Raw genomic sequence first — 19583 nt, 5'->3', positions numbered from 1 at the left:
GGTGCCAATGTGAAAGGCTTCCGCAGGAATCCCCACACGATTTCCGCAGGAATCTCGAAATTCCCTACCGCGCCGGCACCACCCTTTCGCGGCTCAGGAACGCGTCCGGCGCGTGCGGGCCGAGGCGGCCAACTGGCTGAGGACCGACGCCGTCACGTCCCAGTCCATGCAGGCATCGGTGACGCTCTGGCCGTAGACCAGCTCGTCCCGATCCGCGGCGGGCACGGAGACGTCCAGGTTCTGCGCCCCGCCCACCAGGAAGCTCTCCAGCATGACGCCGGCGATGGCCCCGGCAGCGGCTCCCGCACTTTCCAGCTGGGAGCCAATTTCGAGGGCCACCTCGGCCTGGCGGTGGTGGTTCTTGCCGCTGTTGGCATGGCTGGCGTCGACGATCAGGCGGGGGTTCAACTGCTTCGCGGCCAGCTTGGCGGACGCCGCTTCAACGTCGGCGGCGGAGTAGTTGGGCCCCTTGCGTCCGCCGCGGAGGATGATGTGCGTGTCCGGGTTGCCGGCAGTGGCCACGAGCGCTGCCCGCCCGTCGTCGTCAATGCCGAGGAACGCCTGGGCGGCGGCAGCGGCGCTGCACGCATCCAGCGCGACTTGGAGGTCGCCGTCGGTGCCGTTCTTGAAACCGATCGGCATCGACAGCCCGGAGGCCAGCTGGCGGTGGATCTGGCTCTCCGTGGTGCGGGCACCGATCGCGCCCCAGGCGACGAGGTCGGCGACGTACTGGGGGCTGATGGGCTCCAGGAACTCGGTGGCTGTGGGCAGGCCGAGGGCGGTGACCTGCCGCAGGAAGGCCCGGGCAGCGCGCAGGCCCGCTGCGATGTCGTGGCTGCCGTCCAGCCGGGGATCGTTGATCAGGCCCTTCCAGCCCACCGTGGTGCGCGGCTTCTCGAAGTACGTGCGCATGACGATCAGCAGGTCCTCGCGGTGCTTCTCGGCCTGGCTGACCAGCCGGCGCGCGTATTCCAGCCCGGCCTTGGGGTCATGAATGGAGCAGGGGCCAACAATGACCAGCAGCCGGTCGTCCACGCCGTCCATGATGGCCCGGACCTCGTCCCGGCCCCGCCCGACAACATCTGCCATGCGGGCTTCCAGCGGCAGTTCCGCCATGAGGTCCTGGGGGGTGGGCAGCGGGGTGAACTCGCTGACGCGCAGGTTCGAGGTGGAGTTCTGGGTGTCGGCTGCTGCTTCGATGCTCATTTTCGGGTCCTGTTCCGGATGCGGAGCGGGCCCTGATCAGAACCCGCCGGAGAAATGGCGAAGGGCAGAGAATGATCTCTGCCCTGTTGGCTCTGAAGGAAAGTTGGATGCGTGTCAGTTAGACGCGGGCCCCTCCAGAGCCAACGAAAAATACGCATACCAACGGTTAGTCATAGCCCCGACCATAGCCCGGGAGCCGCAGCCGGGGCAAACGCCCGGCGTAACATTTCACCGGCACAGGCCCGCGGCAGCCCCCGGCCACGGAGCCGCAAGCCGCCGAGAGAGCAGTTCACGGCAGTGTTTGGCGCCGACACTGCCGCGACGTGTCATCTCGGCGCAGTACCCTGCGACGGAGCCAGCAGCACGTCGACAAGCTGGGTCAGGCCGTCAGCCATGTCGACATCCTTGTCATATAGCCACTGCAGCTGCAGGCCGTCAAAGGCTGCGATCACCAGCCTGGCCAAAACGTCCGGCGCAACGTCCGTCCGGACAGTCCCGGCGTCCTGGCGGCGCACGATGTCCTGGCTCAGTTCCTCCACCAGCTGCGCATACCTGTCCTGGAAGTAGCTGTGGGAATCATGCCCGGGATCATTGGCGGTCGCCGACGCCACTGCGTACAGCGTGGTGAGGCCCGGCTCGTGCCGGTTCCGCTCGGCAACGACGGCCAGCGAAGGCAGCCCTACGTCCCCGGCCCCGCCGACTTCCCGGCTGCGGCGGTCGCGTTCGGCGAGAACCGCCGTCAAGAGTTCCTGTTTGCCGGTGAAGTAGTGGAAGAGCGTTGCCTCCTTGACCCCGACCAGTTCGGCAACGCGCTTCAGGGCAGTGCCCTCAAAGCCCTCCGTGGCGAACACGTCCGTGGCTGTCCGGACGATCTGCTCGCGGCGTTCGGCCCCTTTTGCGTAGGGTCCGCGGGTCTTCGACATTGACATTGGTCCAGCTTATTTCACTTTTTTCAGTAAAAACCTAGTCACACTCGGTTTTTGTGGCTACGATCATTCGCAGGGCCCAACGGAGGGCCACTTTTCGTCAGGAGGCAATGTGGCCGTCAGGACCATCAACCAGGATTTAGCGGCTCAGTCCGCCCGCCAGGCTCCCAGCAGCCTGGACACTTCAAGCAGCAAGGCCCCGCGCGCCTACGTGATCGGGATGCCGATCGCGAGCGCCGGCCTCTGGATGGCGGTGCTGGCGCCGGCCATCGTTGTCCTGGCCATCAAGGTTTCCGAAATCACGACGCCGGACACCCGCGCCGGGGCCCTGAGCCTCGTCGCCGGAGTCGGCGCTGTGGTCGCCCTTCTCGCCAATCCGTTCTTTGGCCGGCTGAGTGACCGCACGACGTCCCGCTTCGGGATGCGCAAGCCCTGGATCATCGGAGGCTCACTGACGGGACTCGTTGCGCTGTTCTTCCTGGGTTCGGCCACCGGCGTTCCGGGGGTTCTGGTCGCGTGGATCTTTGCCCAGCTGGGGTTCAACGCGGCCCTCGCGGCTCTCGTCGCCACCCTTCCGGACCAGGCCGCCCCGTCGGAACGCGGCCGCCTGTCCGGGCTCATCGGCATGACCCTGTCGGTCGGGCTTGTAGCCGCGGCGTTCTTCGCGCAGCTCTTCGACAACGCCCTGCAGATGGCCGTTGTACCCGGCGTCGTCGGGACCGCCCTGGCCATCGGCTTCGCCTTCACCTTCAAGGACCGTGTCCTTACCGAGAAGCCCGCGCCGCTGAACCTCAAGGAGGTCCTGGGCTCGTTCTACTTCAATCCCCGCACCTACCCTGGCCTGGGCTGGGCCTGGCTGACCAAGTTCATGGTCTACGTCGGCTACTGCGCGGCCCTGCTCTACCTGCCGTACTTCTTCACCGACCAGCTCCACGTAGCCCCGTCCCAGGTCACCACCCTGGTCTTCCAGGCGACGCTGATCAGTTCCGCAGGCACGGTGCTGACCAGTGTGGCCGGCGGTTGGCTTAGCGACAGGATCGGCAAACGAAAAGGCATGGTGATCGCCTCCGCGCTGATCATCATGGTGGGCCTGATCGTCATCGCCACCTCCAGCACCACCGACCAGGTCCTGGTGGGCCAGGCCATCGCGGGACTCGGCTTGGGCTGCTTCGGCGCCGTGGACGTGGCCCTCATCGCCGACCTCCTGCCGGGCACGCAGTCCGAAAACGCCAAGACCTTCGGCGTATTCAACATCGCCCAGGCGCTCCCGCAGTCCCTGGTGCCCGCTGTCGCCTTCCCCGTGATCGCCCTGGGCGGATACCCCGCCCTGTTCCTCGGCGGCGCTGCCGTCGGCATCGTCGGCGCCATCCTCGTCACCCGCATCAAAGGAGTCAAGTAAATGAATCCCGCCCTGTCCCCCGCCGTCCTGGCCCTCTCCCCGGATTCCCCGGACGCGGAGGCCCGGATCCGCGAGCTCGCTGCCGGGCTGAGCCTGGCTCAGCAGATCCAGCTGCTGACCGGCGCCGACGTGTGGTCCACGCACGCCATTCCCGAAATCGGCCTCACCCGCGTTGTCATGTCGGACGGCCCCGCCGGCGTCCGCGGCGAGGACTTCGATGAGCGCCACGACTCCGTCTCGCTGCCGTCCTCCTCCGCCCTGTCCGCGACGTGGAGCGTTGAGACCGCCCGCCGCTACGGCCAGGTCCTCGGGCAGGAGGCCCGGCGCAAGGGCGTGCACGCCGTCCTCGGCCCCACCATCAACCTCCACCGTTCGCCGCTGGGCGGACGGCACTTCGAATGCATGAGCGAGGATCCCCGCCTGACCGCGACGCTGGCTGCCGGGTACGTCTCCGGCGTGCAGTCCATGGGCGTCGGTGCCACCCCCAAGCACTACCTCGCCAATGAGGCCGAGACGGACCGTTTTACCTCAGATTCCGTTGTGGCCGAGCGCCCGCTGCGCGAGCTCTACCTCGCCGCCTTTGAAGATGCCATCACTGAAGCCCGCGCCTGGCTCGTGATGAGCTCGTACAACTCCATCAACGGCACCACGGCCAGCGAAAACAAACTCCTCGAGACCCCGCTCTCCACGGAATGGGGGTTCGACGGCGTTGTGGTCTCTGACTGGACCGGTGTCCGGTCCGTGGAAGCCGCCAACGCACACCAGGACCTGGAAATGCCCGGTCCCGTGGGCCACTGGGGCCCCAAGCTGCTCGAAGCGGTCCGCGACGGCCGGGTCAGCCGGGACGCCATCCTGGAAAAGGCCACCCGCATCCTGCGTCTTGCGGCCCGGGTGGGATCCCTCGAAGGTTTCACTCCCGCTGTGACAGGCCTGCCCGCTCAGCTGGATGGTGCCGCCATCGCCCGTGAAGTGGCGGTGCGCGGCGCGGTGCTGGTCCGCAACGAGGGCGGGATCCTGCCACTGGACGCCGCGAAGCTGGGCAGCGTGGCCGTGATCGGCCACAACGCCCAAGAGGCGCGGACCCAGGGCGGCGGCAGCGCCACGGTGATGCCCAAATACACCGTCTCGCCGTTGGAGGGACTCCGGAAGGCCCTGCCCGACGACGTCGACGTCACCTACGTCCGGGGCGCCAAGGTGGCCGAAGGCATCCAGGCGTTCCCGCGCACGTCGCTGCACAACCCGGTATCCGGCGTGCCCGGACTCCGCGTCACGTTCCTCGCAACGGACGGAACGGAGATCTCGGGCGAAGACCGGCTTGCCTCACACCTGATCTGGTTCGGCGTGGGCATTCCCGAAGGCACCGCAGCCATCCGGATGGAGGCCGACTGGACCCCGGAAACGGCCGGCGTCCACCACCTCGGCGTCGGGACGGTGGGCCAGATCCGGCTCGCCCTCGACGGGGACGAGGTCTTCAACGGCGAGCTTGAGGACGACACCGACGTCCTCGGCGCCGCCTTGTTCGACCCGCCCAAGACCGTCCACATCCTTGAGGCCGCGGCCGGCCAGAAGGTCCGGATCGAGGCAGAATACCAACTGCCGAAGCAGCAGGTCATCCCGTTCACGGCCATCCTGCTCGGCGAGGAAACAGTGGTCACCGATCCCCAGGCGGAAATCGACGCCGCCGTGGCAGCCGCACGGAACGCTGACGTCGCGGTCGTCGTCGTCGGCACCAACGCGGCGATCGAATCCGAGGGTTTCGACCGCAAGGACCTCGATCTGCCCGGCCGGCAGAACCAGCTGGTGGAGGCTGTTGCGGCGGCCAATCCGCGCACCGTTGTTGTGGTCAACTCCGGTTCCCCGGTGCTCATGCCGTGGCTGGAGAAGGTGGACGCGGTCCTGCTGGGCTGGTTCGGCGGCCAGGAATTCGGCACCGCGGTGGCTGACATCCTGCTGGGCGCCGAGGAGCCGGGCGGCCGGCTGCCCACGACGTGGCCCGCGGCCCTGACGGACGTCCCGGTCCTGGACACCACGCCGGTCGACGGCAAGGTGGTGTACTCCGAAGGCATCCACATCGGCTACCGCGCCTGGCTGCGGCAGCAGGCCGGCGGCGGAGCTGCACCGGCCCTGCCGTTCGGCTTCGGCCTCGGGTACACGACGTTCGAACTGGGCAGCCCGCACGCTCCGGCCTCCGTTCCCGCCAACCAGGATGTCCTCGTGCACGTCCCGGTCCGGAACACGGGGACGCGCACCGGCCGCGACGTCGTCCAGGTCTATCTGGACCGCGCCGACTCCGCCGTGGAACGGCCGGTGCGCTGGCTTGCCGGCTACGCCGGAACGCACCTCGCGCCCGGCGGCACGGAGAGCGTTGAAATCCGCATTCCGGCACGGGCGTTCGGCCACTACGACGGCGGCTGGCAGTTCGAGACCGGCACCTTCCGGTTGCTGGTGGGCCGCCACTCGGCGGACGATTTCCAGGCCCTGGACATCGAACTGCGCTAGCTTCCTGGCCGGCACCGTCGACTGAACGGGCTGTTGGCGGCAGTGTCCCTCCGCGGGCGCTGCCGCCAACTGCGTTCCGGGCGCGCACACGGGCAGGGAAAGCCGCCGAAACAATAAGGACGAAGGGGCTCGGAAAACATCCCCGCTAGAGTGTTCTGGAGCACACGCTGAAGATCCTGCAGAACCGGAGGCAGCAATGAGGCAGACCGTCCCGCCCGGCAACCCCGAGGCTCCCACCACTCCCAAAGCCACCGCGCCGGACGCTGGGGCCTCCTTATCCGGGCAAGGCACAGCCGCGACGGCCGCCGGCGGGGTCCCTGCCGCGCTGAAGCGCCGCGTGCCCAGGTACGCGGACCTTGCTCCGCTGATGCAGTTCAAGAAGCCGGGGTTCAGCCGGGCCGCCAGGCTGCGCCGGGCAAGCACCATCTGGGACCTCCGCGACATGGCTAAACGCCGCACTCCGCAGGCCCCGTTCGACTACACCGACGGCGCCGCCGAGGCCGAAATCAGCCTCCGACGCGCCCGCCAGGCCTTCCTGGACATCGAGTTCCGGCCCGGAATCCTGCGGGATGTCTCCAGCATTGACCTCAGCACCGACATCCTGGGCGGACCCTCCCGCCTGCCGGTGGGGATCGCGCCCACCGGCTTCACCCGGATGATGCAGTCCGAAGGCGAATACGCCGGTTCCCGGGCCGCCGAAGCCGCCGGCATCCCCTACACCCTCTCCACCATGGGCACCGCGTCCCTCGAGGACGTCGCCACCGCGGCACCGGCGGGCCGCAACTGGTTCCAGCTCTACCTATGGACGGACCGGGACCGTTCGCTGGAACTGATCCAGCGTGCCGCCGCCGCGGGCAACGACACCCTCATGGTCACCGTGGACACCGCCGTCGCCGGCGCCCGGCTCCGCGACGTCCGCAACGGCATGACCATCCCGCCCGCGCTGACCCTCAAAACCGTCCTGGACGCCTCCTACCGGCCCGCCTGGTGGTTCAACTTCCTCACCCACGAACCGCTGACCTTCGCCTCCCTGTCCCGGTACACCGGCACGGTCGCGGACCTCATCAACTCCATGTTCGACCCCACCCTGACCTACGCCGACCTCGACTGGCTCCGCGAGACCTGGAAGGGCAAGCTCGTGGTCAAGGGCATCCAGACAGTCGAGGACGCCCGCAAGGTCGTGGACCACGGCGCGGACGGGATCGTGCTCTCCAACCACGGCGGCCGCCAACTGGACCGCGCCCCCATCCCCTTCCACCTGCTCCCCGAGGTCTCCGCCGCCCTGAAGGCAGACCACAGCGACGCCGCGATCATCCTGGACACCGGCATCATGAGCGGCGCGGACATCATCGCCGCCCTGGCCCTCGGCGCCGACTTCACCCTGATCGGCCGCGCCTACCTCTACGGCCTCATGGCCGGCGGGCGCGCCGGAGTGGACCGCGCCCTGCAAATCCTGGAAAAAGACATGCAACGCACCATGGCCCTGCTCGGCGTCACCCGGATCGCGGACCTCACCCCGGACCACGTACGGATCCTCACAAAGTAGCCGGCCGGCACCCAACTGACTCGCAGCAAAGGCCGTTCTGAGCACCCAGAACGGCCCCTGCTGCTAGCTAGTTGGGTTACTTCTTGCGGCCGAACTTGGGCAGGTTGGCCAGGAGGTCAGCGGCCTTGGTGGCGGCGCGGCCCACGGTCCGCCCGATCTGCTGGGGCATCTTGTCCTCGCCTGCGGTACCGACCGGGATGACGACGGCGGGGCTCAGCGAGCTGCCGGCGGGGCGCCCCGCCAGTGCGGCGGCAGGCTGTGCGGCGGCGGTCTGTGCGGCCGCCTGTGCGGCGACGGCCTGCGCGGAGACGGGTTGCGGGCTGGCCGCCGCAGCCAGTCCAACGGCCAGTCCATCCGGGGCGGCGACGGGGCGGGATTCAGGCAGGCGCGCTGCGGCCGGGTCGGCTGTCGCCGCGGGGCCGACGTCGAACGCCTGCAGCCAGGTGGCGATCCCGGCAAGGGGTTTGGGGTTGAGCGTGTAGAAGCGCTTCTGGCCCTGGGCGCGCATGCTCACCAGGTCCGCTTCCCGCAGGACTTTGAGATGTTTGGAAATGGTGGGCTGGCTTGCTTCAAGCTCCTGGACCAGTTCCCCCACCGCTTTGTCCCCCTTGCGGAGGGCTATCAGAATGTCACGCCTGGTTGCCTCAGCAATGACGGCAAATACGTCGTCTGTCACCATGTCCTCCACACTAGCGACATATACGCCAGATGGCATCCACCAATTGATGCCCCCAAACAGGGTTGCAACCCCGGCCCGGAATTAGTCGAACCAGGGGTCCAGTCCGTGCAGGGGAAAGACTTCCTTGCGGGTGGCCATGATGGTGCGGTCCACCGCGTCGTTGGGGTCGAAACCCACTTCCCAGGACCGCCACCAGAGGTCGACGTCGTCGCCCATCGCTTCCGGGGGCTCCACACCGAACCGGTCCCCGTACTTGTCTTTGACGTAGCTTCGCCAGTCCTCCGGCACCGGGGTCCGCAGCGGTATAGGGCGGCCGGCGGCGATGGCGATGAGGTGGCTCCAGGACCGCGGCACCACGCTGACCACGTTGTACCCGCCGCCCCCCGTGGAAATCCACCGGTTCTCGCAATAGCGCGCGGCGAGGTTGCCGATTGCCGTGGCGGCCTCGCGCTGGCCGTCCACGCTGATGTTCAGGTGGGTGAGCGGGTCAAGCCGGTGCGAGTCGCAGCCGTGCTGGCTGACGATCACTTCCGGTTCGAACGCGCCAATGAGCTGGGGCACGACGGCGTGGAAGGCCCGCAGCCACCCGGCGTCGGCGGTGCCGGCCGGCAGTGCAACGTTCACCGCGCTGCCCTGGGCGTTCGGGCCGCCGATCTCGTTGGCAAAGCCGGTGCCCGGGAAGAGGGTCAGCCCGGACTCGTGCAGCGAAATAGTCAGCACGCGTGGGTCATCCCAGAAGATGCTTTGGGTGCCGTCGCCGTGGTGCGCGTCGATGTCGACGTAGGCCACACGCCGGACACCGCCGTCGAGCAGCCGCTGCACCGCAAGGGCAGCGTCGTTATAAATGCAGAAACCGCTCGCGCGGTCCCGGGAGGCGTGGTGCATCCCGCCGCCGAAGTTCACGGCCCGCACCGCACTGCCGTCCAGCACGGCAGCTGCCGCCAGCAGGGACCCGCCGGCCAGCCGGGCGCTGGCTTCATGCATGCCGGCAAAGGCGGGGTCATCCTCGGTGCCCAGGCCCCTGGCGTGGTCAGGAGTGTCAGGGTTTTCGCTGACCTGCCGGACGGCGGCCACAAACTCCGGACTGTGGACCGTGCACAGTTCCGCGTCGGCCGCGACGTGCGGAGCCGCGACCGTGACGTGGTCAAGATCCAGAAGTCCCAGGCTGCCGGCCAGCTTCGCGGTGAGCTCCATGCGCTCCGGCGCCATCGGGTGCGAGTGGCCGAAGTTGTAGGCGGTCATGGCAGGAGCCCACACCACCGTCGTCGGCAGCGCGGTCTGAGCGAGTCCGGGCAGGAATGTCATCAATCACAGGCTACCTGAGCGGTTCCCGGCTTCCCGCGCGTGCAAGGGTGCTTCCCCGGCCATTACCCGGCGTTTAGTGGTTTACTACTTGGGGAAGAAGTTTCAACCGAGGAAAAACATGACGCAAAGCCAGTCGAGGTCTACGAGCCCGGCCAGCTGGCAGCCAGGCATGCCGGAGCGGGAAGGCCTGTGGATCTTCACACGCCTGCGCGACTTCATTGACAGCATCGCAAACAGCTCGCCGGCCCGCCTGGCGCTTACGGCCTTCGGCGTCGTAATCCTGGTCTTCACCGTTTTGCTCTCGCTGCCCTTAGCTTCCGCGACGGGACAGGTCACACCACTGCATCAGGCGTTCTTCACCGCGGCGTCCGCTGTCTGCGTCACGGGCCTGACGGTGGTCTCCACGGCTGTGCACTGGTCCTTCTTCGGCCAGCTCGTGATCCTGGTCGGCATTTTCGTGGGCGGCTTGGGCACCTTGACCCTCGCGTCGCTGCTGGCGCTCATGGTCAGCAAGAGACTCGGTGTCCGCGGCAAGCTGATCGCCCAGGAAGCCATGAATGCCGGCCGGCTCGGCGAAGTGGGTACGCTGCTGCGGATCGTGATCGTGACATCCGTGGTGATCGAGGCCGCCCTGGCGCTGACTCTTATCCCCCGTTTCCTCATCCTCGGGGAGAGCTTCTGGCAGTCCGTCTGGCACGGCGTCTTCTACGCCATTTCGTCCTTCAACAACGCTGGATTCACGCCGCATTCGGATGGAATCGTCCCGTACGAAACAGATCTCTGGATCCTCGTCCCGCTCATGCTCGGGGTATTCCTGGGCAGCCTGGGCTTCCCCGTGGTCATGGTGCTGCACCAGAACGGGCTGCGGTGGAAGAAATGGAACCTTCACACCAAGTTGACCATCCAGGTGTCCTTGATCCTCCTGGCCGCCGGGACGGTCCTGTGGGGCTTCCTGGAGTGGGACAACCTGCGCACCATCGGGGACATGGACCTCGGCGACAAGATCACGCATGCGCTGTTTGCCTCAGTCATGCTGCGCTCCGGCGGCTTCAACCTGGTGGACCAGAACCACATGGAGTCCACCACCATGTTGCTCTCCGACGCCCTCATGTTTGCCGGCGGCGGCTCCGCATCCACGGCCGGCGGCATCAAGGTCACCACCATCGCCGTGATGTTCCTGGCGATCACCGCCGAGGCCCGCGGCGACGCTGACGTGAAGATCTATGGCCGCACCATCCCCGAGGGCACCATGCGCGTGGCCATTTCGGTGATCGTCGCCGGCGCTACCCTCGTCTCGGTCTCGGCCCTCCTGCTCCTGCACATCAGCCACGCATCCCTGGACCGGGTCCTGTTTGAAACGATTTCCGCCTTCGCCACGGTAGGCCTAAGCACCAACCTCAGCGCGGAGTTGCCGCCGTCGGGGGTTTACGTCCTCGCTTTGCTCATGTTTGCCGGGCGCGTCGGGACGGTCACCCTTGCCGCCGGCCTGGCCCTGCGCCAGCGCAGCCAGCTGTACCACTACCCGGAAGAGAGACCGATCATTGGCTAGTTCCTCAGGCGCCGTCAACCGCCCCGCCCACAACGCCCCCGTGCTGGTGATCGGGCTGGGCCGTTTTGGCGCATCCACCGCAGAGCAACTGGTCAAGCAGGGCCGGGAGGTCCTGGCCATTGAACGGGACCGCACCCTGGTCCAGAAGTGGGCGAGCGTCCTGACCCACGTCGTGGAAGCCGACGCCACCAACATCGATGCCCTCCGCCAGCTTGGCGCCCAGGAATTCAGCTCCGCGGTGGTGGGCGTGGGCACCTCGATCGAATCCTCGGTGCTGATCACGGTGAACCTCGTGGACCTCGGGATCGAACACCTCTGGGTCAAGGCGATCACGCCCTCGCACGGCAAGATCCTGACCCGGATCGGCGCCAACCACGTCATCTACCCGGAGGCCGACGCCGGCGTCCGGGCCGCGCACCTGGTCTCGGGCCGCATGCTGGACTTCATCGAGTTCGACGACGACTTCGCGATCGTGAAGATGTACCCGCCCCGCGAGACGGTGGGCTTCACCCTCGATGAGTCCAAGGTCCGCTCCAAGTACGGCGTGACGATTGTGGGCGTGAAGTCCCCGGGCGAGGACTTCACGTACGCGCGGCCCGAAACCAAGGTGTCCTCACGGGACATGCTCATTGTTTCCGGCCACGTGGACCTGCTCGAGCGGTTCGCGGCGCGCCCCTAGGGCACAACAGGAAGCGCCGTCGCCGGCGGGCAGGGCCGATCAGCGTCGTCCCGCTGCCGGCCGGGCTGGCTCAGGCGAGCTGCCGGGTGATTTCCGCTGCGCGCGCAGCGGCGGCGCGGGCGCCGTCGGCGATGATGGCCGGAAGTCCCCGCTCGTCGAAGGTGGCGATGGCCCGTTCCGTGGTCCCGTTCGGGCTCGTGACCGCCTTGCGCAGCGCGGCAGGATCCGCACCGGGCTCGGCCAGCATGAAGCCCGCCCCGGCGACCGTCTCGCGGGCCAGCAGGAGCGACAGCTCCGGGTCCAGGCCCAGTTTCGTCCCTGCATCAGCCATGGCCTCCGCGAGGTAGAAGGCGTAGGCCGGTCCCGATCCGCTGATCGCCGAGAGGGCGTCCACCTGGTCTTCGGGAATCTGCACTACCGTGCCGACGGCCGCGAGGATGTCCTTGGCGTGCTGGAGCTGCCCGGCGGAGCAATGGGTTCCGGGCGAGACGGAGACGACGCCGCGGCCCAGCTTCGCAGGAGTGTTCGGCATTGTGCGGATGACAGGCTGGCCGGCAGGGAGCGCCGCTTCCAGCTGCTCCAGGGAGACTGCGGCGGCGACGCTGATGACGATTGTTTCCGGCGACAGGGAGCCGCTGATTTCCCGGGCCAGGTCCGCGATGCCCACGGGCTTGACGCCGAGGATCACGACGCCGGAGCCGGTGGCCGCCTGCTTGTTGTTGTCGGGCTCTTCTTCGCCCGCGATGGCCGTGATCCCGTGGTGCCTCTGGGCCAGTTCGGCGGCACGCTCGGCCCTACGGACGGTAGCGACGATGTCGGCCGGGTCGACGCCGCCGTCGATCAGCCCGCCCAGAATTGCCTCGTTCATTGACCCACAGCCCAGGAATGCGATTCGGTTGCTCATGCCCCCATCATTGCAGTCTGACCTGATTCCCAGCCAGCTCACACCTTCAGCGCAGTCAGTGCACAACTTTGGACCCTAACGTAGTAGATACCTCATTGAGGGTGCGAGTGATGCAGCAGGCATGCGGATGCCTGCGCGGTACCGGCGGTCTGCAGCGGATTTTTTCCATTTTTCCCGCGGCGGACGGCCGGTGCCTTTGCCGTTTAAATGGCCAGTCCCGGCCGGCCAATCCCGGCCGGCCAGTCCCATCCGTCGAGTCGAACCGCGGCGCCGGCCGCCGCGGCGCCGGCCGCCGCCGTCAGGGACATCCGGATTGCCAGCCAATGCACAGGTAATACTCGCCGGACATCCATGATCGGCTACTACCTTGGAAAGTGCCTCAACAGGTGCGAGTGATGATAGCCGGCTCCCCAGGAGCCGGCGGTGCGCCGGGCGATGTGCAGCAGTGTTCCCCCAAGTCCTGCTCCCATCGCCCGGCGCTACTCGTTTAACCCTGTGTTGCTGAGTTCACGCTCTCTGCCCCGCCGGTCTCTGCCCGGCCAGACTCTGCCCTCCGGAGTTTCTCTTCCAGGAACCGGCGTTCCGCGGCGCTTCCAGCCAGCGCCAGGGCCCGACTGTAGGCGCCGGCGGCTTCGGCAAAGCGCTCCAGGCGCACCAGGAAATCGGCGCTGACGGCGTGGAAGAGGTAGTAGTTCTCCAGTCCCAGGTCCTCCACCGCGGCCAAAGCGGCGGCCGGCCCGTGCAGCTCTGCAAGGGCGACCGCACGGTTGAGCGCCACGACCGGTCCGGGAGCGACGGCCAGGAGCTGGTCATACAGCTGCAGGATCTGCGCCCAGTCGGTGTCCCCCGTGGTTGCGGCGTCGCTGTGGACGGCGTTAATGGCCGCCTGGAGCTGATACGGCCCCGGACGGTTCCTGCGCAGGCACCGGCGCACCAGTTCCTGGCCTTCGGCGGCCAGGGTGCTGTCCCAGCGCGTCCGGTCCTGGGTCGCCAGGAGCACCAGTGCGCCGTCGGGGGCGAACCGGGCCGCGCGCCGGGACTCAATGAGCAGCATCAGTGCCAGCAGACCCGTCGCTTCCGGCTCGTCCGGCATCAGGGACGCCAGCAGCCTGCCAAGCCGGACAGCTTCCGTACAGAGCTCCGTCCGGGCCGGACTGTCCGTGGGCCCCGCGGTGTATCCCGCGTTGAAGATGAGGTACACCACCGCCAGCACCGATTGCAGCCGTTCGGGCAGTTCGGCGCCCTGCGGGACACGGTACGGGATCCTCGCATCCCGGATTTTCGCCTTGGCCCGGACCAGCCGCTGCGCCATGGTTGCCTCCGGCACCAGGAAGGCCCGGGCGATCTCCGGCGTGGTCAATCCACCCAGGAGCCGGAGCGTGAGGGCCACTTGGGCCGACCTGGCCAGCGCCGGATGGCAGCAGGTGAACATCAGCCGCAAAATGTCATCGTCCACGTCCTCCACCCCTGACTGGTCCGCCAGGAATTGCTCCTCCGCGGCCGGCGCGGGTCCGTTCCCGGTCCGCGCCGCCGCGAGCAGGGCCGCCTGGGCCTGTTTATCCTCACGTGAGGCCTCCCGCCGCAGCCGGTCGATCGCCCGATGCCTTGCTGTGGTGATGATCCAGCCGGCCGGGCTGGGCGGGACGCCTGCGGCGGGCCAGCGCTGGACCGCCGCAGCAAAAGCATCCTGGACGGCGTCCTCGGCAATATCGATGTTGCCGAACGTGCGCGTCAGGACGGCTACGGCGCGGCCGTATTCGTGCCGGAACACCCGGGCAATGTCTGCCTCGGTCGCGGCGCTACGTACCTCCCGGTCGCCCACAGCAGCGTCCTTGGCCCGGCAGCTAGTGCTGGAAGGGACGGACTTCAACGGGAAGCGTGGTGGCGCCGGCCAGCTTCCGCCCCCAGCCAAGTGCCGCATCGAGGTCCTCGGCCTCGATGACGGTGAATCCGCCGAGGTGCTCTTTGCCCTCGGTGAAGGGTCCGTCGGTGATAAGGATCTCGTCGCCGCTGGGCCTAAGAACCGTCGCCGACTCCGCCGGGTGGAGTCCCGCGGCGAACACCCAGGCTCCCGCGTCCTGCATTTCCCGGTTCAGGACCGCCAGGTCACGCATGATCGGTTCGAGGATTTCCGGGCTTGGGGCGGGGCCGTCCGGCTGGTAAATGCTGAGCAGGTACTGCGTCATTTCGGTGCCTCCTTGTCGGATCAGCCGGCGGTGTGCCGGCCTCTCAGCATTTACACGATCGAGGACGCTACGGATCGACAACGGTCTCGACAACGCCCTCGACACCGCCGCTGCCCGTGCGGTCTCAGGAAGTCTTGTCCGGCGACAGGAGCCGCGCCGGCGGTTGCTCTGCCACATGCGGGGCGGGATCGAGCGGCCCCTCGAACACCAGCTGGTCCAGGCGGCGGAGGATGAGTCCCTCACGCAGGGCCCACGGGCAGGTCACCATGCTGTCGAACTTGAACATTTCAAGGGCCGCTTCGGCGACGAGGGCACCGGCCAGGACCTGCGGCGCGCGGGCCTCCGATACGCCGGGCAGGTGGAGCCTGTCCCCGATTTCCATGGCCGAGATCCGCTGCGCCCAGAGCCCCAGGTCCAGGGCCAGCAGCTCCCGCTTGACGTACGGCCCGGCGGCGCTGGGGGCGGCACCGGCAATCCTGGCCAGGGACCGGAAAGTTTTGGACGTACCCGCCACAAGGTTGGGCGGGCCCAGCTTCTCGAATTTGCGCACCGCAGGTTTGAGCGTGGAGCGGATGTAGCGGCGCAGCTCCTTGATGCTCTTGGCCGAGGGCAGATTCTCGGGCAGCCAGTCCCGCGTCAGCCGGCTGGCGCCGAGCGGAACGGACAGTGCCAGCTCGGGCAGCTCGTCCTGTCCGAGGGCCATCTCGAAGGAGCCGCCGCCGATATCCAGGTTCAGGATGGACCCGGCGCCCCAGCCGTACCAGCGCCGGACGGCGAAGAACGTCATGGACGCCTCTTCGCTGCCTGTGAGCTCCCGGAGGGTGACGGTGGTTTCATGCTTTACCCGGGCCAGGACATCCGCGCCGTTGGTGGCCTCACGGATGGCCGAGGTACAGAACGCGAGGAGGTCGTCGGCCTTGTGCTTGGCCGCGAATTCCCACGCCTCGAGGACGAACTCGACGAGTTCGTGCTGCCCCTCGTCGTCGATGTTGCCGTCGTCGTCGAGGTACTGCACGAGCGACAGCCGCCGCTTGTGCGAGGCATAGGGGACCGGACGGGCGCCGGGGTGGGCGTCGACCAGCAACAGATGGACAGTGTTGGATCCGATGTCGAGGACGCCTAGACGCATGTTGCCATTATTCCCCCCACGGAAGCAGCTGGCCTACAGCAACGGCGGTATTCGCGAAGAATACCGCCGTTGCGAGGGTTACGTCGGGCCTCGGGCTTAGGCCGGGCCGGTGCCCTGTGCCGGCCGATCCTCGGCAGCGTCAGCGTCAGCGTCTGCGTCAGCGGGCTCGTCCGTCGGCTTGAAGTCGCGGCGGATGTTGGCCACGCCCTCCGGATCGATTTCAAAGCCGTACGCGGCTCCCGGGTTGATCACCATGCCGAGCTCTTCGCCGAGGTTGCCGATGATCGCGGCGCCCTGCGTGCCCAGCACGTTCGGGGCGGCGGCGAGGTACTGCTCGGTGACGCGGCTCGGGTGCGAGAACACGGCCAGGACCGGCTTGCCGGAGGAGTTAGCGAGGACCAGCGGTTCCACCTGGGAGTCCGGGCCCTCCAGGGCGTCGGAGCTGACCACGTAGACCTCGTTGTTCAGGAAGGCGAGGATCACGTCCACCGGGTTGGCGTCCGGCTGCTCCCCCCGGGCAAGCTGCTCTTCGAGTTCGTTCAGCGGCTGGTTGTCCAGGTGTGCGGGCTGTTCAGTCATATTCCTACTCGATCACGTCCGCGGCCGGTCCGCAAACGCGAAATCGCCGGAAACCTGCGAATTCGCCGGTATTTTCCGGCGGGCCCGCACGTTTCCGGCGACTCCAGTGTGGCTGTCCTACTTCTTCGCCGGGGCCTTCCGCGCCGGTGCCTTGCGGGCCGTCGTCGTGCGCTTGACCGGGCCCTTGGCCCGCTTTTCCGCCAGGAGTTCGACGGCGCGTTCCCGGGTCAGCTCCTCGATCGAGGTGCTGCGCGGCACGGTGATGTTGGTGACGCCGTCGGTGATGTACGGGCCGAAGCGGCCTTCCTTCACCACGATGTTCTTCTCCGAGACGGGGTCCGGACCGAATTCGGCCAGCGGCGGCACGGCGGCACGGGCGCCACGCTGTTTGGGCTGCGAGTAGATCTCCAGCGCCTGCTCCAGCGTGATGGTGAAGATCTCCTCTTCGGAGCCGATCGAGCGGGAGTCCGTTCCCTTCTTCAGGTAGGGTCCGAACCGGCCGTTCTGCACCGTGATGGGATTGCCCTCGGCGTCCTGGCCGAGCACCCGGGGCAGGCTCATGAGCTGCAGGGCCTGGTCCAGGGTGATGGTGTCCACGCTCATGGATGCGAACAGGGAACCCGTGCGCGGCTTGGCCTTGACGGGCTTCTTGGCCGGCTTCGGCTTGCCGTTCTTGTAGTACTCAACAGGCTGGTTGGCCAGCTGTTCATCGGTCATCTCCGGGATGACCTCGGTGACGTAGGCGCCGTATCGGCCGTTCTTGGCCACCACTGTGTGCCCGGTGTGCGGGTCCGTGCCCAGGACGCGTTCCTCCGGGGCGGCCGTCTCCATGAGTTCAACGGCCTTGGCGGCGGTGAGTTCGTCCGGGGCCAGGTCCTCGGGGACGTTGGCTCGGGCCGCCTCAACGACTTCGCCGGTCTCCGGATCCACCGTCGCGACGGAGCTTTCCAGGTACGGGCCGAACTTGCCGACCCGGAGCGTGATCCCGTCCGTGATGGGGATGGAGTTGATCTCGCGCGCGTCGATCTCACCGAGGTTGTTCACGATGCTGAGCAGCCCGGGCTCGGAGTCCGCGCCGAAGTAGAAGTGCTTGAGCCAGGCGGGTCCGGCCGCCTGGCCGTTGGCGATCTTGTCCAGGTCGGCTTCCATGTCCGCCGTGAACTCGTAGTCCACGTAGTCGTGGAAGTGCTGCTCGAGGAGCCGGATGACGGAGAACGCGATCCAGCTTGGAACCAGCGCGGAACCCTGCTTCCGGACGTAGCCGCGGTCCTGGATAGTGGAGATGGTGGAGGCATAGGTCGACGGACGGCCGATGCCCTTCTTTTCCAGCTCCGCGGTCAGCGAGGCTTCCGTGAAGCGCGGCGGCGGCGAGGTCTCGTGGCCGACGGCGACGATGTCAGAAGCCTGCAGCGCGTCGCCCTTGGCCACGTTCGGCAGCCGGCGGGCTTCCTCTGAGTCGTCATCGCCGCGGCTTTCGTCCTTGCCCTCTTCGTAGGCGGCCAGGAAGCCGGGGAAGGTGATGACGGTGCCGGACGCGGAGAATTCGGTGTCGCGGCCGGCGGCCGTGCCGCCCACTGTCACGGCGCCCAGGCGGATGGTGGCGGTGGAGCCCTTGGCGTCAGCCATCTGAGAGGCGACCGTGCGCTTCCAGATCAGCTCGTAAAGCCGGAACTCGTCGCCGGAGAGCTGCTTGGCCACCTGGGCGGGCGTGCGGAAGGAGTCGCCGGCGGGGCGGATGGCCTCGTGGGCTTCCTGGGCGTTGGCGGCCTTGCTGCTGTAGACCCGCGGCGACTGGGGAACGTATTCGGTGCCGTACAGCTCGGAGGCCTGGCGCCGGGCGGCCGTGACGGCCTCGTCGCTCAGTGCGGACGAGTCCGTACGCATATAAGTGATGTAGCCGTTTTCGTAGAGCCGCTGGGCAACCTGCATGGTGCTCTTGGAGGAGAAGCGCAGTTTGCGGCCGGCCTCCTGCTGCAGCGTGGAGGTGGTGAACGGCGCCGCCGGGCGGCGGGTGTACGGCTTGGTGTCGACGGAGCGGACGCTGAAGTCGGCGCTCTGCAGGCCGGCTGCCAGGGCTGTGGCGAGTTCCTCGTTGACGTGGACGACGTTCCGGGAGGTCAGTTCACCGTTGTCGTTGAAGTCGCGGCCGCTGGCCACCTTGGCGCCGTCGACGGCGGCGAGCTTGGCTTTGAAGGATCCCGAGTCTGCCCCGAACTGGCCTGTCAGGTCCCAGTAGCAGGCGGCCTTGAAGGCCATCCGCTCACGTTCGCGGTCCACCACCATGCGGGTCACCACGGACTGCACCCGGCCGGCGGAGAGGCCGCGGGCCACCTTGCGCCAGAGCACCGGAGAGATTTCATAGCCGTAGAGGCGGTCCAGCACGCGGCGGGTTTCCTGGGCGTCCACCAGGTCCTGGTCGACGTCGCGCAGGTTGTCCATGGCGCGGTGGATGGCTTCCTTGGTGATTTCACCGAAGGTCATCCGGTAGACGGGAACCTTGGGCTTGAGCACTTCCAGCAGGTGCCACGCGATGGCCTCGCCCTCGCGGTCCCCATCGGTTGCGAGATAGAGAGCGTCGGCGTCCTTGAGCTGGGCCTTGAGTTCGGCGACCTTTTTCTTCTTGTCCGAGGAGACCACGTAATAGGGCTTGAAGTCGTTTTCAATGTCGACGGCGAACTTGCCCAGCGGGGTCTTCTTCAGTTCCGCGGGGAGCTCCGAGGGCTGGGGAAGGTCGCGGATGTGACCGATGGAGGCCTCAACAATGAAGCCCTCGCCCAGGTACTTGGCGATGGTCTTGCTCTTGGCGGGAGACTCCACGATCACGAGTTTCTTGCCGGTTTTGGCCTTGCTTGGCACGATGCTCCTACAGAAAAAGGTGGCTCGGGCAGATGCGCCCATACCCGCCTAGTTCACCATATTTTGCAGAATCCCGCGCATCCGGCCGGAAATGACGGTCCCGTGAAGGTGGCTTCCGGCCGAAATGCGACTGGGTGTCTG

15 protein-coding genes are annotated in these 19583 nt (G+C 67.4%); 5 read left to right on the top strand and 10 right to left on the bottom strand.

Features of this window, described 5'->3' with window-relative positions; genetic code table 11:
- Window positions 1-93: 93 nt before the first annotated feature.
- Window positions 94-1206: a 3-deoxy-7-phosphoheptulonate synthase gene (locus AC1DDO_RS20405; RefSeq protein WP_476972624.1), complete on the bottom strand. Its 1113-nt coding sequence runs from the start codon at window positions 1204-1206 to the stop codon at window positions 94-96.
- 326 nt (window positions 1207-1532) lie between these two features.
- Window positions 1533-2135 (bottom strand): TetR/AcrR family transcriptional regulator, encoded by a 603-nt coding sequence (locus AC1DDO_RS20400; RefSeq protein WP_441409689.1) that lies wholly within the window; start codon window positions 2133-2135, stop codon window positions 1533-1535.
- Between the two features lie 109 nt (window positions 2136-2244).
- Here AC1DDO_RS20400 and AC1DDO_RS20395 point away from each other — a divergent pair, with 109 nt between their 5' ends.
- From AC1DDO_RS20395 to AC1DDO_RS20385, 3 genes are all read left to right on the top strand, one after another.
- Window positions 2245-3531, top strand: coding sequence for an MFS transporter (locus tag AC1DDO_RS20395; RefSeq protein ID WP_476868986.1), 1287 nt, complete (start codon window positions 2245-2247; stop codon window positions 3529-3531).
- Window positions 3532-6030 carry a beta-glucosidase gene (locus tag AC1DDO_RS20390; RefSeq protein WP_476868987.1) on the top strand — a complete coding sequence of 833 codons (2499 nt, stop codon included), beginning with the start codon at window positions 3532-3534 and terminating at the stop codon, window positions 6028-6030. It abuts the gene before it with no gap.
- Between the two features lie 196 nt (window positions 6031-6226).
- Window positions 6227-7576, top strand: coding sequence for an alpha-hydroxy acid oxidase (locus AC1DDO_RS20385; protein WP_476972623.1), 1350 nt, complete (start codon window positions 6227-6229; stop codon window positions 7574-7576).
- A gap of 76 nt (window positions 7577-7652) precedes the next feature.
- Here the strand turns inward: AC1DDO_RS20385 and AC1DDO_RS20380 are convergent, their stop codons facing one another.
- A complete protein-coding gene (locus tag AC1DDO_RS20380) occupies window positions 7653-8255 on the bottom strand; it encodes an ArsR/SmtB family transcription factor (RefSeq protein ID WP_476868989.1) in 603 nt (200 codons plus the stop codon).
- Between the two features lie 81 nt (window positions 8256-8336).
- On the bottom strand, window positions 8337-9560 hold the full coding sequence (locus AC1DDO_RS20375) for an acetoin utilization protein AcuC (protein WP_476868990.1): 1224 nt from the start codon (window positions 9558-9560) through the stop codon (window positions 8337-8339).
- Between the two features lie 118 nt (window positions 9561-9678).
- On the opposite strand from AC1DDO_RS20375, the gene AC1DDO_RS20370 reads away from it, so the two are divergent.
- Together AC1DDO_RS20370 and AC1DDO_RS20365 are read left to right on the top strand one after the other, a co-directional pair.
- A complete protein-coding gene (locus AC1DDO_RS20370; RefSeq protein WP_476868991.1) occupies window positions 9679-11109 on the top strand; it encodes a TrkH family potassium uptake protein in 1431 nt (476 codons plus the stop codon).
- 40 nt (window positions 11110-11149) lie between these two features.
- Window positions 11150-11788, top strand: coding sequence for a potassium channel family protein (locus AC1DDO_RS20365; RefSeq protein WP_026266712.1), 639 nt, complete (start codon window positions 11150-11152; stop codon window positions 11786-11788).
- 70 nt (window positions 11789-11858) lie between these two features.
- On the opposite strand, the gene proC is transcribed toward AC1DDO_RS20365, so the two are convergent.
- The 6 genes from proC to topA form a co-directional block, all read right to left on the bottom strand.
- Complete coding sequence (proC, locus tag AC1DDO_RS20360; protein WP_476868992.1) at window positions 11859-12692, bottom strand: pyrroline-5-carboxylate reductase; 834 nt, start codon at window positions 12690-12692, stop codon at window positions 11859-11861.
- Between the two features lie 487 nt (window positions 12693-13179).
- Window positions 13180-14514 carry an RNA polymerase sigma factor gene (locus AC1DDO_RS20355; protein WP_476869823.1) on the bottom strand — a complete coding sequence of 445 codons (1335 nt, stop codon included), beginning with the start codon at window positions 14512-14514 and terminating at the stop codon, window positions 13180-13182.
- A gap of 22 nt (window positions 14515-14536) precedes the next feature.
- Window positions 14537-14878 carry a YciI family protein gene (locus AC1DDO_RS20350; RefSeq protein WP_476869824.1) on the bottom strand — a complete coding sequence of 114 codons (342 nt, stop codon included), beginning with the start codon at window positions 14876-14878 and terminating at the stop codon, window positions 14537-14539.
- 124 nt (window positions 14879-15002) lie between these two features.
- Window positions 15003-16007, bottom strand: a complete 1005-nt coding sequence (locus AC1DDO_RS20345; RefSeq protein ID WP_476869825.1) for a Ppx/GppA phosphatase family protein — start codon at window positions 16005-16007, stop codon at window positions 15003-15005.
- A gap of 96 nt (window positions 16008-16103) precedes the next feature.
- Window positions 16104-16586, bottom strand: coding sequence for an SseB family protein (locus tag AC1DDO_RS20340; RefSeq protein ID WP_476869826.1), 483 nt, complete (start codon window positions 16584-16586; stop codon window positions 16104-16106).
- A 117-nt stretch (window positions 16587-16703) separates the two neighbouring features.
- Window positions 16704-19442: a type I DNA topoisomerase gene (gene topA, locus AC1DDO_RS20335; protein ID WP_476972622.1), complete on the bottom strand. Its 2739-nt coding sequence runs from the start codon at window positions 19440-19442 to the stop codon at window positions 16704-16706.
- Between the last annotated feature and the right edge of the window lie 141 nt (window positions 19443-19583).

The sequence above is a fragment of the Arthrobacter sp. 10N43 genome, assembly GCF_056394525.1.
Note: the sequence above shows the minus strand (reverse complement) of the source record. Positions and strands in the feature narration are given on the sequence as shown.

What these genes read in the sequence shown, in the direction of transcription:
- AC1DDO_RS20340 (WP_476869826.1), bottom strand. Translation starts at nt 16,586, where the DNA reads ATGACTGAACAGCCCGCACACCTGGACAACCAGCCGCTGAACGAACTC.
- AC1DDO_RS20350 (WP_476869824.1), bottom strand. Translation starts at nt 14,878, where the DNA reads ATGACGCAGTACCTGCTCAGCATTTACCAGCCGGACGGCCCCGCCCCA.
- AC1DDO_RS20380 (WP_476868989.1), bottom strand. Translation starts at nt 8,255, where the DNA reads ATGGTGACAGACGACGTATTTGCCGTCATTGCTGAGGCAACCAGGCGT.
- AC1DDO_RS20375 (WP_476868990.1), bottom strand. Translation starts at nt 9,560, where the DNA reads ATGACATTCCTGCCCGGACTCGCTCAGACCGCGCTGCCGACGACGGTG.
- AC1DDO_RS20370 (WP_476868991.1), top strand. Translation starts at nt 9,679, where the DNA reads ATGACGCAAAGCCAGTCGAGGTCTACGAGCCCGGCCAGCTGGCAGCCA.
- AC1DDO_RS20405 (WP_476972624.1), bottom strand. Translation starts at nt 1,206, where the DNA reads ATGAGCATCGAAGCAGCAGCCGACACCCAGAACTCCACCTCGAACCTG.
- AC1DDO_RS20345 (WP_476869825.1), bottom strand. Translation starts at nt 16,007, where the DNA reads ATGCGTCTAGGCGTCCTCGACATCGGATCCAACACTGTCCATCTGTTG.
- proC (WP_476868992.1), bottom strand. Translation starts at nt 12,692, where the DNA reads ATGAGCAACCGAATCGCATTCCTGGGCTGTGGGTCAATGAACGAGGCA.
- AC1DDO_RS20400 (WP_441409689.1), bottom strand. Translation starts at nt 2,135, where the DNA reads ATGTCAATGTCGAAGACCCGCGGACCCTACGCAAAAGGGGCCGAACGC.
- AC1DDO_RS20385 (WP_476972623.1), top strand. Translation starts at nt 6,227, where the DNA reads ATGAGGCAGACCGTCCCGCCCGGCAACCCCGAGGCTCCCACCACTCCC.
- AC1DDO_RS20390 (WP_476868987.1), top strand. Translation starts at nt 3,532, where the DNA reads ATGAATCCCGCCCTGTCCCCCGCCGTCCTGGCCCTCTCCCCGGATTCC.